Here is a 14,792-nt window from a genome sequence, read left to right as displayed (position 1 = left end):
TGCTTAGCTCTCGATATAGTTTTTAAGTTTTCGTCCAACTTTTGGATGTTTCAATTTTTTTAATCGCAGAGCTTTCGATTTGACGAACACGCTCACGTGTAACGTTAAGCTCTTTACCGATCTCTTCAAGTGTTCGATCGCTCTCATCGTGCATCAAACCAAAACGCATACGAATAACCGCTTTTTCACGATCATTGAGTTGATCAAGCACTTCATCAATTTGATCTTTAAGATCTGATTTTAGAATGTAATCAATCGGTGCAATAGAAGTTTTATCTTCAACGAAATCACCAAATTTACCATCATCTTCATTACCAATAGGCGCTTCCAACGAAATAGGCTCTTTCGTGATTTTAATGACGTTTTTAACTTTATCCGCACTCAAACCAACTTCTAAAGCAATCGTTTCGATGTCAGGCTCTTTTCCCTCTTCTTGAAGGTGTTTACGAATGATTTTGTTGATACGGTTGATCGTCTCGATCATGTGGATCGGAATACGAATCGTACGCGCTTGATCGGCAATGGCACGTGAAATGGCTTGACGAATCCACCATGTCGCATAGGTCGAAAACTTGTAACCTTTTTTGTACTCAAATTTATCAACGGCTTTCATCAGACCGATGTTACCTTCTTGAATCAAATCCAAGAATGGCAAGCCTCTGTTGGTGTAACGTTTGGCGATAGATACAACCAGACGAAGGTTACTTTTTGCCATACGGGTTTTAGACTCATCGGCGATTTTTTTACCCCGTTTGATCTGCTCAAGAACCTCTTTAAGTTTTTCAGGATCAAGATCAAACCCTTGTTTACTCGCTTCCTTAGTTTGGAACAGTTTTTTGATCTCCATGTAAGTAGAAACCATCGTGGCTTCTGGTACCATTGTGGTAATGTCTTCTTTGGTTAGATCAACAATATTCACAAGAAGTTTGACGTGATTTTCTCTCAGTGTATCATTAAAAAGTGGTAAACGATACTCTAAACGTTTAAGCTCTTTATCGAATTCAAAGTCACTTTTAAGCGCTGTTTCCATAGATTTGACAAGCTCATTAATCAACTTACTTGTAGGTCCTAGATCCATAAGTGCATCTTTAAGAAGTTTCTTTTTATACGCAAGTCCTAGATCGTAGTTCATCATCTCTTCAGGATCTTCAAGGTTTTCTTCCGGTGGTCTGGTAAGACTTTTGAGCCAATCTTTTTTCGCTTTTTCTAACGATTTGAAGCTCTCAATAACTTTTTCAGTTCGTGTGTTGTCTTTTTTAGAGAAGGTCTTTTTCTCTTCGCCTTCTTCACCTTCTTCATCGTCAAATTCATCTTCTTCGCTATCATCATCCGTGTCGTCTTCAAAAGTTTTGAAAAGCTCTTTTACACGACGTTCGCGGTTAATCAGCGCTTCTTTATAGTCTAAAATAAAGTCGATAAGGTAAGGAACGGAGCAGAATGCATCGATGATAATATCTTCACCAAATTCAATTTTTTTGCTGATGTCGATCTCTTCATCTTTGGTTAAAAGTGAGATTTGTCCCATTTCGCGAAGGTACATTCTCACAGGACTATCACTGCGTGACCACTCTAAAAGTTCTTTTTCGCTGGCAAGGTCAAACTCTTCTTCTAGGGCTTCATCTTGGAGTTTTTGACGCTCTTCTTCTCTTTTTCGTGCTTCTTCTTTATTGCGCATTTTGGCAATTTCAGCAGAAGAAATTAAGGTAACTTTGTATTTTTCTAAAAGACTCATCAACTTTTTGACATTTGCAGGTGTTGGAGGTTTTACAAAAAGGTCCATAACATTTTCGTAAGTAACATGTGCTTTTTCATTTTCTGCAAAAAGTTCTTCTAATGCGGTATAGAGTTCTTTTGAAGCCATAAGTGTAACTCTCCTTGAGTAAGGTGTGTGGAGGTAGGAATTTCTAAATTTCTTAATAAAAGATGTGGATTATACCGAGTTTTTTTTTAAATAGTATTAAAAGGGTAATTTTTGCAAAATGGAACGGGAGTTGCTTAAGTAGTACATGATTCTAAATACTAGTGGGAAAAACGATGCAAAATAGCTACTATGGCGTTACCGGAGCAATGGTTACTCAGTTTAATAGACTGGATGTCATCTCTAATAACCTTGCCAACTTAAATACCACAGCGTATAAACGTGATGATGTGGTTGTAGGTGATTTTAAAAGAATTTTTCAAGAATATAAAGATGAGATGCCACTTAAGGACAATACGAAAGAAGCAAGTAAATTTATGAATGCTTCCATTGTCAGAGTCCCCCAGATCGTTGAGCAGTATACGAAATACGATCAAGGTGGTGTTAAAAATACAGGCAATCCTTTGGATTTTGCACTTAAACGGGAAGATGCTTTTTTTATGGTTGAAACTCCCAATGGCATTCGTTTAACGCAAAATGGCTCTTTTTCTATCAATAATGATGGTGTCTTAACCACCAAAGAGGGTTATCCTGTTTTGCCTTCGACGTATTTCCAAAACAAACAGTACATTACCATTCCAGAAGACGGTGAACTTCGTGTTGATCAGAGTGGTGGCGTTTATAATCGTGAAGATCAGTTGGGAAGTTTGTACATTGTTCAAAGTGATGATGTTAAATCATTGCTCAAAGAGGGTAATAACCTCTACAAATTTAAAAGCACTGATGAATTAACACAACTTGGAGAGGGCAATTTAGTAACACAAGGCTTTTTGGAAACCAGTAATATTAATCCTGTCAGTGAGATGGTAGGTTTGATTGAAACCAATAGGCTTGTCGATATGTATCAAAAAGTGATGAAATCACATATGAACGATCTCAACACCGAAGCAATTTCTAAACTTGCATCAACAAAAGCATAAATTAGGTAAGGAATAACGCATGATCAGATCACTTTATACAGCCGCTACGGGTATGATCGCTCAACAAACACAGATCGATACTACTTCAAACAATATTTCAAACGTTAATACGATTGGTTATAAAAAACAACGTGCTGAGTTTGCGGATTTGATGTATCAAACCATGACGTATGCTGGAACTTCAACCAGTGGTACAACGGTTTCACCAACAGGCATTGAAGTGGGACTGGGTGTTCGTCCTACAGCGATTGCCAAGATGTTTACGCAAGGTAACTTTAAAGAGACCGGCAATTCATTAGATATGGCGATTACGGGAAATGGTTTTTTCCAAATTTTGCTTCCCGATGGAACAACAGGCTATACCCGCAATGGTTCATTTAAACTCGATGCCGATGGCAATGTCATCAACAGCGATGGGTATCAAATGATTCCACAACTGGTGATTCCTGCCGATGCAACGCAGATTACGATTGGTGTGGATGGTATGGTTTCTGTGCTTCAAGCAGGACAAACCGCAACACAACAAATTGGTCAAATTGAGCTTGCAAACTTCATCAATCCAGCGGGCCTTCACTCTTTGGGGGATAACAATTACATCAATACTAATGCGTCAGGCGATCCTATTGTGAGCAATCCAGGCCTTAATGGTCTTGGACAAACCAGACAGAACTTTGTTGAGATGAGTAACGTTCAGTTGGTGGAAGAGATGACCGATCTTATTACGGGTCAACGTGCGTATGAAGCGAACTCAAAAGCGATTACGACGAGTGATCAAATGCTGCAAACCGTTAATGCTCTCAAAACGTGATTTGAGGTCATTATGCTTTTCTTGCTCCCCATTCTGATCTTGGTCGCGCTGGTTGTCGCGATCGATCAGATCTATTTTAGCGATGTTAAACCCAATGATACAGCTTCTAAAAAAGAGTTGCATCAAAAAGCCAGTGATAACAACGCAACACAGAAATATTTGGATCGTTATATCAAAAAATAGTCTATTTTATGGCGCTGCCTCCTTTGAGGCAGAATACTTTACATGTAAAAGAAAACGAATGAATTTTTTGGCAATTTTTAAACTCACCGTCCCGGTGATGATGGGCTATATACCTCTTGGAATGGCATTTGGACTGTTACTGTCTAAACTTTTGATTCCGTGGTATTATGCTTTTTTTATGAGTGTTTTTATCTTCGCAGGTTCGGGGCAGTTTTTAGCCCTCACACTTTTTGCATCGCAAGCCACTATTCTTGAAATCGGCATTGCTACTTTTTTGCTGAACCTTCGTCATACGTTTTATGGGCTTTCAATGATTTCAACCTTTAAAGCGTTTTCATGGAAAAAACATTACCTCATTTTTGGGCTGACGGATGAGACGTTTGCACTGTTAAAAACCAGTGAAGTCCCTGAAGAAAATCGTGAACGTGCGTACCTTTGGATTACCTTTTTAAACCAATGTTATTGGATTATTGGCAGTGTCGTAGGTGCGGTACTTGGCAATATTTTACCGTTTAATTACAAAGGCATCGAGTTTTCGCTGACGGCACTGTTTGTGGTGCTTTCCATTGAGCTATACAAAAAAAATAGATTGCATAAGCCTTTCTTTGTGGCTCTGATTATTGGGCTGTTTGGCATGATTTTATTTCCACCACAAAAGATGCTCATTTTATCGCTATGTGCGGCAGCATTTGTGTTAATCGTGTTTAAGAGGAGTATGGAAAATGGAAAGTAGTTACATCATTGGAAGCATCATCGTAGCAGCCCTTGCGACCTATGCGACACGTATCATTCCTTTCTTGCTTTTCCGTACTCGTGAGCCTTCACCGTTGATTAAGTATATTGAGCTCAATATGCCTTTAATGATTATGGTTATTTTGGTGTTTTATGCGCTTAAAGATGTGAAGTGGGAAAGTTATCCTTATGGTTTGGCGGAAATCATCGGTGTGTGTGTTGCAATCGCTTTACATGTAAAGTTTAAAAACGCCCTTTTGAGCATTTTTATCGCAACACTCACGTATATGGTTTTAATTCAAAATGTCTTTTAAACGCTTTCATCGTTGGATTCGCTCGATTTAGAATAGCTAAACCTTCACGAATCCGCCTCGAAATCCTTTAAAATTCAGTCTGAATAGCTATGGTTAAGCTTTTTTGACAAATTCCGATTTGAGTCCCATAGCGCCAATGCCTTCAACTTTACAGTCAAGGTTATGGTCGCTCTCATAGTTCAAGCGAATATTTTTCACTTTGGTACCACCTTTAATGACGGCTGATGAGCCTTTAAGTTTCAAGTCCTTAATGACAACAACGGTGTCGCCATCTGCTAAGATAGTACCATGTGCATCTTTAATGACAGTAACACTCTCTTCACTGGTTGTGCCATTTTTAGGCCATTCATGGGCACATTCAGGACAGATGATCATATCGCCATCTTCATAGGTATATTCACAGTTACATTTAGGGCAGGCAGGTAGTTGCATCGTATTCTCGCTTCATTATTAGAATTTTTCTGCCTCGAAAGAGGCTATTTTTTCAAAGAAACATCGGGTTGGAGCCCTTGTTTTGTGCCACAGTGGCTTAGCGTAGGCTTTTAGGCTTTGCCTAAAAGACGTGATACAAGAGTTCTTGCAGAGCTCTTGTGAAGATAAGTATGCCAAAACTCGCCTCAAAAAAAGCTAAACAGTTCTTAGCGTCTTAATAGAAAGGGAAATTCGCGGTCTCTTTCATAGCGTTTGACTTTTTCGTCATAGCGATCAATAGCGGTAACCATATCGCGGGCAAATTCATAATTGATAATATAATCTCTTTGGTTTACATGTAATGTTTGCATTCCCTGCAAGCCTGCATTGTACATGAGGGCATCTTTGATCGTTTCAGCATTACCATTGGTAAGGCGGCGAAGGTCATGACCGAGTCCTGTTACCCACAAATCCATAAATTCGACCCGAAATGGCAAGACTTTACCCCATGTACGTTCAACAAGAACAGCATCTTTCAGTGAAAATTCATGGAATATAATCGTATCTTGGTCTGGATTATACACAGCAATAATTTGATCTGGCTTGGGTTGAAGAATAGGATTAATGGATGCCAAGTTTACCTCTTTTGGGGCACAGCCACTGAGCAAAAATGTTGCAAACAGAAGGAGGGTCGTCATAAGTGTACGCATAAAAAATCCTTACATGTAAAAACAAGATATGCTATTGTACATTAGAAATGTTAACGAGGATTGAAGATTAAGAAGCCCCCTCTAAAGGGCTTCTTAAAAATTATAGGGCAAAGAGGTCGCTAAATTCATTGAAATGCATAGCTTCTAGGCTTGCTTGATTCTCACATGCACGCTCTATCGTTGCGCACTGTTTGGGACTAAGTCTTCCTGATAGATTGTGCTTGAATTTAGAGATCAAAAGCGGAATTCCATCTTTTCGTCTTCGTTTATGCCCTATAGGGTATTCAACTTCGACTTTCTCGCTTTGTGTGCCATCTATATAAAAAATTTGCACGGCATTGGCGATGGAGCGTTTATCGGCCTCAAGGTACTCTTTGGTGTAGCGAGGATCGACGACCACTTCCATTTTATTGCGAAGTTGATCGACACGAGGGTCATTGGCAAACGCATCTTCATAATGTTCCGCTACTAATGTCCCATGAATGAGTGGAATCGCCACCATATACTGAATGCAGTGGTCACGGTCCGCTGGGTTGGCAAGAGGACCTACTTTGTTGATAATGCGATGTCCTGACTCTTGCGTCGTAATCACAATGCTTTCAATTTTATCGAGCTTATCTTTGACTTCATTGTGCAATTTTACGGCACATTCAACTGCTGTTTGGGCATGAAATTCAGCAGGAAAGCTGATTTTAAACAGCACTTGCTCCATGACATAGCTTCCAAACGGTTGAGGAATGGTGAGTTTTTTGCCGCCCATCTTAACATCTTCGTAGCCCCAAAATTTTGCACTAAGCGCTGAGGGATAGCCCATTTCTCCAGCAAGTGCTTTAAGCGCTAAATTCACTCCACGACTGCTTGCATCGCCTGCCGCCCATGATTTACGTGAACCTGTGTTAGGGGCATGACGGTAACAACGAAGTGCGCCACCATCAATCCACGCATGCGAAACCGCATTGCGAATCTCTTCAAAACTTCCTCCTAGCATTGCCGCAGCTACTGCCGTAGAAGCGACACGCACTAAAAGCACGTGATCCATTCCCTCTTTATTGAAACAGTTTTCAAGCGCCAAGATGCCTTGAATCTCATGTGCTTTGATCATTGCGGTTAAAATGTCTTTGACTTTAAGGGGGGCTTTCCCTTCACTGATATTGCGACGGCTGATGTAATCGCCCACCGCCCAAATAGCGCCTAAGTTGTCGCTTGGATGTCCCCATTCTGCTGCGAGCCATGTGTCATTAAAATCAAGCCATCGCACCATTGCTCCGACGTTAAACGCGGCGCGTTCTGGATCAAGTTGATACGAAGTACCCGGCACTTTTGCACCCAAGTGAGGCATAGAAGCTCCTGGGACAACAGGTCCTAAGAGTTTAGTACACTGTGGAAATTTGAGCGCTAATAGACCGCATCCGAGTGTGTCCATGAGACAATAACGCGCCGTCTCATACGCATCATCGCTTTTGATGACAAACTCTGAAGCATAACGTGCAATATCCGTTAAAAGTGGGTCAAACTCAGGTCTTTTGGTATCTAAAATACCCATATCTGTACTCATACGATTCCTTTAATTATCTATTTTTAATATCAACATAGGCACGATTTTCTGGTCCTATGTACTCTGAACTTGGGCGAATCAGTTTGTTATCCCCTCGTTGTTCGACCACGTGCGCTGCCCAACCCGCGGTTCGGCTCATGACAAAAATCGGGGTGAAATACGCTGTGGGAATGCCCATAAAATGGTAGGTGGATGCACTGTAAAAATCGAGATTTGGAAAGAGTTTTTTCTCATCCCACATGACTTTTTCAATGGCTTCGGAAATGGGGAAGATGGTGCTGTTGCCCACATCATCGGCAAGTTTGCGTGACCACTCTTTGATGACAATGTTACGTGGGTCATTACTGACATACACACGATGTCCAAAGCCCATGATTTTAGCTTTTGCTTCCAATTTTGCATGAATGCCGCTAGTCGCTTGAGACGCTGAGGTATACTCAGAGATAAGCTCCATTGCCGCTTCGTTTGCTCCACCGTGTAAAGGACCCCTTAGAACACCAATCGCCGCGGTGATCGCTGAGTAAATGTCAGAAAGTGTTGATGCGCCAATGCGTGCCACAAACGTGGAAGCGTTAAACTCATGCTCAGCATAAAGAATTAAAGAGACGTGCATCGCTTTGATCCACAGATCGCTCGGTTGTTTGTTGTGGAGTTTCTCTAAAAAATAACCACCGATGGTATCTTGCGTGCTATTCGTATCGATCTCTTTGCCATTGATATGATAGTGATGCCAATAGAGTAAAATGGAGGGGAAAATGCCCATCAATCGTGTTATCTTAGCATCTTGGTCGCTAAAATTATCGGCTTCGGGCTCCAAACAGCCGAGTGCTGAACAGCCTGTACGCATAATGTCCATTGGATGAGCATTTTTAGGCAAATTTTTAAGCACAATCTTAAGCGCCTCTGGCAAAGCACGTGCTTTGATGAGTTCTTTTTTATAGGCATCAAGTTCACTTTGTGTAGGCAAAATGCCCTTAGTTAAAAGGTACGATACCTCTTCAAACGTTGCGTTTTGAGCCAGATCGTAAATGTCATAGCCTCGATAATTGAGCCCATGCCCTGTTCCTACGGTACAAATTGCTGAACGCCCCGCCACAATTCCCGCAAGACCACCCGTTTTTTTGTCTCTTTTGCTTGCATTTTTTATCCTTTATCATTTTACACGGAAAAGAAACAAAGCTCCTTTTCCTACGTTAGCCACTAAGGCGCTAAAGCTTGCCAACGGTGTTGGCAGAAATGTTTACATGTAAACAGTTATTTTTTATCTTTACATGTAAACAGTGCGTCAATCTTCTCTTCAAAGGCGTGGTAGTTCAACATATCGTAAAGCTCCGTGCGCGTTTGCATCAGAGGGATCGAATTTTTCTGGCTACCATTTTTCAAGATGTCTTTAAAGACCGTCAATGCGGCTTGATTCATCGCGCGAAACCCTGAGAGTGGGTAGAGCACCATAGCGATGCCAACGGATTCTAACTCTTTACATGTAAAGTACGGGGTTTGTCCAAATTCGGTGATGTTGGCAAGCACAGGCACTTGAATAATCTTGGTAAATTGTTTGTATTCTTCGAGGGTATGAATTGCTTCGGCAAAGATCATATCAGCCCCAGCTTCAACATACGCCTGAGCTCTCTCAAGCGCAGCTGCTTGACCTTCCATGGCGTGTGCATCGGTGCGTGCCATGACGACAAATTCATCATCAATTTTACCATCCATAGCAGCTTTGATGCGATCACACATCTCTTCTTTGCTGACAAGTTCTTTGTTCGGGCGATGACCGCAACGCTTTTGCGCCACTTGGTCTTCGATGTGACATGCCGCCGCACCTGCACGGGTCAGCTCCTTGACGGTACGAGCGATGTTAAAAGCGCCTCCCCAACCGGTATCCGCATCAACTAAAAGGGGCAATGAACTTGCACTCGTAATGCGCCTGACATCAATGCAGACATCTTCTAAATTAGTCATACCAAGATCAGGAAGTCCAATGCTTGCATTGGCAACACCTGCACCGCTGAGGTAAAGCGCCTTATGCCCGACACGCTCTGCTTGCATCGCGCTGTAGGCGTTGATAACGCCGACAATTTGAAGCGGATGGTTCTCATTGACCGCTTTTCTAAAGAGTGAACCTGCACTGACCATACTCATTTTTTTCCTTTTTTAGGGATGGGGTATCCCAGTTTTTCGATTGATTGTTGAATGCCAACTAAGACACTTTCGTCTTCAATGGTGGAGGGCATACTCCACTCTTTACCATCGACCATTGAACGCATCGTGGCTCGTAAAATCTTACCGCTACGGGTTTTAGGAAGTTTTTCAATGACGGTAGCAAGCTTAAGTCCTGCCACTGCACCAATCTCTTCACGCACCAGTTGTATAACGCCATCCGCGATGGAGCGATTGTCACGCTCAATGCCATCTTTGAGCACCACAAATGCCATTGGCACTTCGCCTTTAAGTTCATCATCCACACCAATGACTGCACACTCTGCCACATCGGGATGTTTTGAGATGACTTCTTCCATCTCTCCCGTGGAGAGTCTATGTCCTGCAACATTAATGACACCATCCATACGTCCCATAACCCAGACATAGCCGTCTTCATCGATGTAACCGCTATCCCCCGTGAGGTAGTAGCCAGGGTAGAAATTGAGGTAGGATTTTTTATAGCGTTGATCGTCCGACCAAATGCTCATCAAGCAGGAAGGCGGAAGCGGGAGTTTAAGGACCAAGTTGCCCAGTTGATTCGGTTTACACTCATTGCCTTGTTCATCCAAGACTTTGAGGTTAAATCCCGGCATGGGTTTAGTGGGTGATCCTGCTTTAATAGGCATTGGGTCAAGTCCCATAGGATTAGCGGCGATTGCCCAACCCGTTTCGGTTTGCCACCAGTGATCAATTGCTGGTTTATTGGTGATTTTAGTGATCCACTCTAGCGTATCGCTGTCACAGCGCTCGCCGGCTAGAAAGATGCTTTTGAGTGCGCTTAAGTCATACTTTTTGACCCATTCGCCTTTGCTGTCCTCTTTTTTAATGGCACGAAATGCGGTAGGAGCAGCAAAAAGTATATTGACTTTGTACTCATCGCAGACTCTCCAAAACGCCCCTGGATTTGGCGTTCGTACAGGTTTTCCTTCATAAACAATAGTCGTACATCCGTTCATCAAAGGACCATAGACGATGTAAGAGTGTCCTACAACCCAACCGACATCACTGGCTGCCCAAAAAACATCGCCTGGTTTAGCGTTGTAGACATTGTCCATCGACCATTTCATCGCAACGGAGTGACCGCCATTAGAGCGAATAACGCCTTTAGGTTTGCCTGTCGTTCCTGAAGTGTAGAGAATGTAAAGCGGATCCGTGGCATCCACAGGAACGCACTCAACCAAGCCCGCTTTTTCCTCTTCGACTTCCCAGTCAATGTCACGCCACGGAAGCATATTGGCTCGCTCTTGCGGACGTTGCCAAATCAGGCAGGTGGTTGGTTTGTGTGTGGATTGTTTGATGGCTTCATCCAAAAGAGGTTTGTATTTGATCAGCTTGCTGATCTCAATACCGCATGAGGCACTAATGATGACACGAGGTTTGGCATCATCAATGCGTGTAGCCAGTTCGTGCGCCGCAAATCCACCAAAGACAACGGAGTGAATGGCTCCGATGCGGGCACAGGCTAACATCGCGATCACTGCTTCTGGGATCATCGGCATATAGATGACGACACGATCGCCTTTGACGACACCTTTGTTGACTAAGATCGACGCCGTTTTCGAGACTCTTTGGCGAAGTTCCCTGTACGTATAGGTTCGCTTAGTATCAGTAACAGGCGAATCATAAATAATGGCAAGTTGGTCACCTCTGCCATTGTCAATGTGTAAATCCAGCGCATTGTAACAGCTGTTCATGCACCCGCCAACAAACCATCTATAGTGGTTATCGACGACATCTAAGACTTTGTCCCATTGGTGATACCAATGCACTTTTGTCGCCGCTTGTGCCCAAAATTTTTCGGGATTTTCAATGGATTCTTTGTAAGTTGACTCATACTTCGATGACACGTGGATCTCCTGTAGTACAAATTTTGAACAATTATATAACGACTTAAGGTTTAATTCAGTGTACTAGTTTTGATTTTTTAATGCAATTTTCAGACATAGATGATAGACTCGTACAGTTTTTATACAAAATGTATCAAAAAAGTACCAAGGTGGGCTCTATGTACGATAATGCTATTGAGAAAATAGTTGCGATTTACAACCGTTCTGGTCTCAGTATTTCCAAGTTTGCTGCCATCATCAATAAAGACCGTCGTACCCTTACGGCATGGATCGACAAGCTCGTCACCAAAGAGCCTTCCCATGAGGTGAAAGTTTCCATCTCTAAATTCTTTCGCTATCCTCAGACTATTTGGGAAAAAGAGTGCAATGGTGTTGATTTTGAAGATATGTTGGAACATGTTCCCAAAGATGAAATACGCATTATCGATCAAGGTTATGAGGGTGGACTTCGGTATATCTTAGATAAAGAGGCGCAAGATCGTTTTGTGATTCATCCGCAGTTTCCTGGACCTGCATATAGGGATAAAGTAGTTCCTACGCCCTATAAACGAGTGATTTCAGCCGAAGTGGTGGAGCTAAAAAAATTGCGCTATGATCAGATTTCAAACTATGCGTTTGAATCCACCGAATGGTATTCCATCGAATCGTTGTTGCGTTTTGCGTTTTCGCGTATCGGAAATTTCTATACAAAGAGTGAAAAAATACAGATTTTGGAGTTGATGCATGATACGTTTTATGACAACTACAACAAAAGTCTCTACTTTTTTGACTCGCACTCGACCAAGATTTATGGCATGGATACGGCTTACTTTTCGATTAATGTCAAACAAAATTTTATGTTTTTTAAAATGCCGATTGACTCTTTAATTGTGGAAATTCAAAACAAAAAGCTGATTTACCGTATGCACCGTTATTTTACCTCTGCTTCTCAAGCGCCAGCGCACATTTCACGGACGGATGCCGCTAAAATTTTGCGCATCATTAAAGGAGCAATCGTTTCGGATAAAACACTCATAGAGTGTTACTATGACATTGAAAAGCAAACACCGTATGGAGCTCTGTTTTTAAACAATATTTCTCCGTTTGAGCCGCGAGCTGATCTTCTCTAAATCTTTACATGTAAAGAAAGTGTAAAGGAAAGGTCAATCCTAAATTGACACTGTTATTCTAAAATTTCGGTATCAATTTAGGAGTTAGCCATGAAAAAAATAGTCTGTCTGATAGTGTTATCACTCTCGTTGCTGAATGCCAAAGCGTTTAATGCGCCGATGCAAACCTACATGAACGAATTAAGCGCGGAAGCAAAGGCACAGGATCCAAACTTTACGGGCTTTGATGCCGCGCGTGGTGAGAAACTTTTTTTCTCTAAACACACGGGCAAAAAAGGAGGCGAGATGAGTTGTACTTCGTGCCATACCAACAACCTCAAAAATGGCGGGCAAAATGTCAACACCAACAAGCCAATCACCGCTCTTGCCCCTTCAGTAAATGCGGCTAGGCTCACGGATGTTGCAGAAGTGCAAAAGTGGCTGAGACGTAATTTTAACGATGTGTTTGCGCGTGAGGGGACTGCGCTTGAAAAAGGTGATGTACTCACGTATATCATCAACCAATAAGGAGAGACGATGAAAAAGATACTTTTAATGATGACTGTACTTGGACTTACTTTTGCGTTTGCGGGGAGTGTTGCGCCAGTGAATAATGCGCTGTATCAAAAAGAGTGTGCGAGTTGCCATTTTGGGTATCAGCCTGCTCTTTTAAATAAAACGTCATGGGAAAAAGTGATGGAAAATCTCAGTGACCACTTTGGAACGGATGCCTCTTTAGGTAAGGCGGAGCATGATCAGATTTTAGCGTATCTGATAAGTAATGCAGGAAGTGGTAAAATAGCGGCGAACAATACTTCAATGCGTATTACCGAGTCGCCTAAGTTTATCAAAGAGCACCGCGAAGTGCCTGTGCGGCTGATAAAGCAAAAAGAGGTTGGTTCACTATCAAATTGTAGCGCCTGCCATACATTGGCCGATCAAGGTAACTATTCGGAACGCGCTATTAAAATACCAAATTACGGGAGATGGGAATGAAAAAAATCTTAGTATGGGGGCTGTATACCAGAGTCTCACATGTTCTCTTAATGGTTATGATGCTCGCGGTTTTCTTAACGCCTGAAGTCAAACGATTATTAACATTACATGTAGCGCTTGGCTACACATTAGCCTTACTGTTTCTTTTTAGAATTTTGTGGGGTTTTATGGATGTCAAGTATTCTAAATTTAAAGATTTTAACTTTAGTCTAAGAGATTTAAAAGAGTATATGTTCTCCATTTTTGGGAACAAAAAAGAGCATATCGGGCACAACCCAGCGTCGAGTTATGCCATTATCGCAATGATCGTTTTAACGTTTTTAGCGGTGATTACGGGGGCTTTAACGTATGGCGTGAAAGAGGGCATGGGCATATTTTCCTTTATGAACCATACGATGTTTCGAGACATGAAACTCTTTAAAGAGGTGCATGAATTCTTCTCGAATGTCCTTATGGCGGTTATTTTTGCGCATATTGCAGGCGTTTTGCTCGATAAATTTCTTCATAAATCACGCGCCTTGGAATCGATGGTCGATGGTTATAAGATGGGCAATGAAGAGGGTGTCAAACTCACTTTGGTGCAAAAAGCTTTTGGTGTTGTTGCCATTTCGCTTTCTCTTTTTGCCTTTGTGTATATGCTTGTCGCGCCCAATAGCCTTTTAATCGCCGATGGCAATGTGAAAATGGACTATGCCAAAGAAAACCCAGCGTTTTATAAAGAGTGTATCAGTTGTCATACACTCTATCCTCCCTTTTTACTTCCACAAAAATCGTGGGTGAGCATGATGGATACGTTGCAAAATCACTTTGGGGATGATGCTTCACTGGACGCGGCAACCACAGAATCTATTAAAGCATTTTTAGTGAAAAACAGCGCAGAGACTTCCACAAAAGAGTCTTCATTGCGGATTCTTGCTAGTTTAGACAAAGAAAAAACCTATCTTGCGATTACTGAAACACCTTTTTGGAAAAATCGCCACAAAGAGATTGACAAAGCGGTGTTTAAAAGAGCAGATATTGGCAAACCATCGAATTGTAAGGCATGCCATGATAATATTGAAAATGGACTCCTGAACAATCGTGACATTAAACCTATATAGGAAAAGGT

The 14,792-nt window shown here is 41.9% G+C and carries 15 protein-coding genes and 1 pseudogene; 9 read left to right on the top strand and 7 right to left on the bottom strand.

What is annotated here, in order from left to right:
- Positions 1-3 precede the first annotated feature (3 nt).
- Positions 4-1,861, bottom strand: a pseudogene (rpoD, locus tag Sdiek1_RS09950) (RNA polymerase sigma factor RpoD).
- Positions 1,862-2,034: 173 nt separating this feature from the next.
- Between rpoD and Sdiek1_RS09945 the strand changes: the two are divergent.
- Genes Sdiek1_RS09945 through Sdiek1_RS09930 form a run of 5 tightly spaced genes read left to right on the top strand, consistent with a single transcriptional unit; the run spans position 2,035 to position 4,875 of the window.
- Positions 2,035-2,838: a flagellar hook-basal body protein gene (locus tag Sdiek1_RS09945; RefSeq protein ID WP_087438976.1), complete on the top strand. Its 804-nt coding sequence runs from the start codon at positions 2,035-2,037 to the stop codon at positions 2,836-2,838.
- A gap of 19 nt (positions 2,839-2,857) precedes the next feature.
- Positions 2,858-3,646: a flagellar basal-body rod protein FlgG gene (gene flgG, locus Sdiek1_RS09940; RefSeq protein WP_087438975.1), complete on the top strand. Its 789-nt coding sequence runs from the start codon at positions 2,858-2,860 to the stop codon at positions 3,644-3,646.
- Positions 3,647-3,658: 12 nt separating this feature from the next.
- Entirely contained in the window at positions 3,659-3,829 is a 171-nt protein-coding gene (locus Sdiek1_RS14940) for a hypothetical protein (RefSeq protein ID WP_192866738.1), read from the top strand.
- A 58-nt stretch (positions 3,830-3,887) separates the two neighbouring features.
- Complete coding sequence (locus Sdiek1_RS09935) at positions 3,888-4,562, top strand: AzlC family ABC transporter permease (RefSeq protein WP_087438974.1); 675 nt, start codon at positions 3,888-3,890, stop codon at positions 4,560-4,562.
- Entirely contained in the window at positions 4,552-4,875 is a 324-nt protein-coding gene (locus tag Sdiek1_RS09930) for a branched-chain amino acid transporter permease (protein WP_087438973.1), read from the top strand. The genes Sdiek1_RS09935 and Sdiek1_RS09930 overlap by 11 nt, the downstream gene beginning before the upstream one ends.
- A gap of 93 nt (positions 4,876-4,968) precedes the next feature.
- Here the strand turns inward: Sdiek1_RS09930 and Sdiek1_RS09925 are convergent, their stop codons facing one another.
- From Sdiek1_RS09925 to Sdiek1_RS09900, 6 genes are all read right to left on the bottom strand, one after another.
- Positions 4,969-5,307, bottom strand: a complete 339-nt coding sequence (locus Sdiek1_RS09925) for a zinc ribbon domain-containing protein YjdM (protein ID WP_087438972.1) — start codon at positions 5,305-5,307, stop codon at positions 4,969-4,971.
- A gap of 206 nt (positions 5,308-5,513) precedes the next feature.
- On the bottom strand, positions 5,514-5,996 hold the full coding sequence (locus Sdiek1_RS09920; protein WP_238098932.1) for a hypothetical protein: 483 nt from the start codon (positions 5,994-5,996) through the stop codon (positions 5,514-5,516).
- 100 nt (positions 5,997-6,096) lie between these two features.
- On the bottom strand, positions 6,097-7,551 hold the full coding sequence (gene prpD, locus Sdiek1_RS09915) for a 2-methylcitrate dehydratase (RefSeq protein WP_087438971.1): 1,455 nt from the start codon (positions 7,549-7,551) through the stop codon (positions 6,097-6,099).
- A 13-nt stretch (positions 7,552-7,564) separates the two neighbouring features.
- Positions 7,565-8,698 carry a bifunctional 2-methylcitrate synthase/citrate synthase gene (gene prpC / locus Sdiek1_RS09910; protein ID WP_087438970.1) on the bottom strand — a complete coding sequence of 378 codons (1,134 nt, stop codon included), beginning with the start codon at positions 8,696-8,698 and terminating at the stop codon, positions 7,565-7,567.
- A 107-nt stretch (positions 8,699-8,805) separates the two neighbouring features.
- A complete protein-coding gene (gene prpB / locus Sdiek1_RS09905; RefSeq protein WP_087439878.1) occupies positions 8,806-9,687 on the bottom strand; it encodes a methylisocitrate lyase in 882 nt (293 codons plus the stop codon).
- 2 nt (positions 9,688-9,689) lie between these two features.
- On the bottom strand, positions 9,690-11,600 hold the full coding sequence (locus Sdiek1_RS09900; RefSeq protein ID WP_238098930.1) for a propionyl-CoA synthetase: 1,911 nt from the start codon (positions 11,598-11,600) through the stop codon (positions 9,690-9,692).
- A 158-nt stretch (positions 11,601-11,758) separates the two neighbouring features.
- Here Sdiek1_RS09900 and Sdiek1_RS09895 point away from each other — a divergent pair, with 158 nt between their 5' ends.
- The 4 genes from Sdiek1_RS09895 (at position 11,759) to Sdiek1_RS09880 (ending at position 14,784) form a co-directional block, all read left to right on the top strand.
- Entirely contained in the window at positions 11,759-12,709 is a 951-nt protein-coding gene (locus Sdiek1_RS09895) for a hypothetical protein (RefSeq protein WP_087438968.1), read from the top strand.
- A 90-nt stretch (positions 12,710-12,799) separates the two neighbouring features.
- Positions 12,800-13,216 (top strand): DUF1924 domain-containing protein, encoded by a 417-nt coding sequence (locus Sdiek1_RS09890; RefSeq protein ID WP_087438967.1) that lies wholly within the window; start codon positions 12,800-12,802, stop codon positions 13,214-13,216.
- Positions 13,217-13,225: 9 nt separating this feature from the next.
- A complete protein-coding gene (locus Sdiek1_RS09885; protein ID WP_087438966.1) occupies positions 13,226-13,684 on the top strand; it encodes a diheme cytochrome c in 459 nt (152 codons plus the stop codon).
- On the top strand, positions 13,681-14,784 hold the full coding sequence (locus Sdiek1_RS09880) for a cytochrome b/b6 domain-containing protein (protein ID WP_161492026.1): 1,104 nt from the start codon (positions 13,681-13,683) through the stop codon (positions 14,782-14,784). The genes Sdiek1_RS09885 and Sdiek1_RS09880 overlap by 4 nt, the downstream gene beginning before the upstream one ends.
- Positions 14,785-14,792 lie beyond the last annotated feature (8 nt).

The sequence above is a fragment of the Sulfurospirillum diekertiae genome, assembly GCF_002162315.1.
In the GTDB taxonomy this organism is placed as follows: Bacteria; Campylobacterota; Campylobacteria; order Campylobacterales; family Sulfurospirillaceae; genus Sulfurospirillum.
This window is presented reverse-complemented; position numbering and strand designations above follow the sequence as displayed.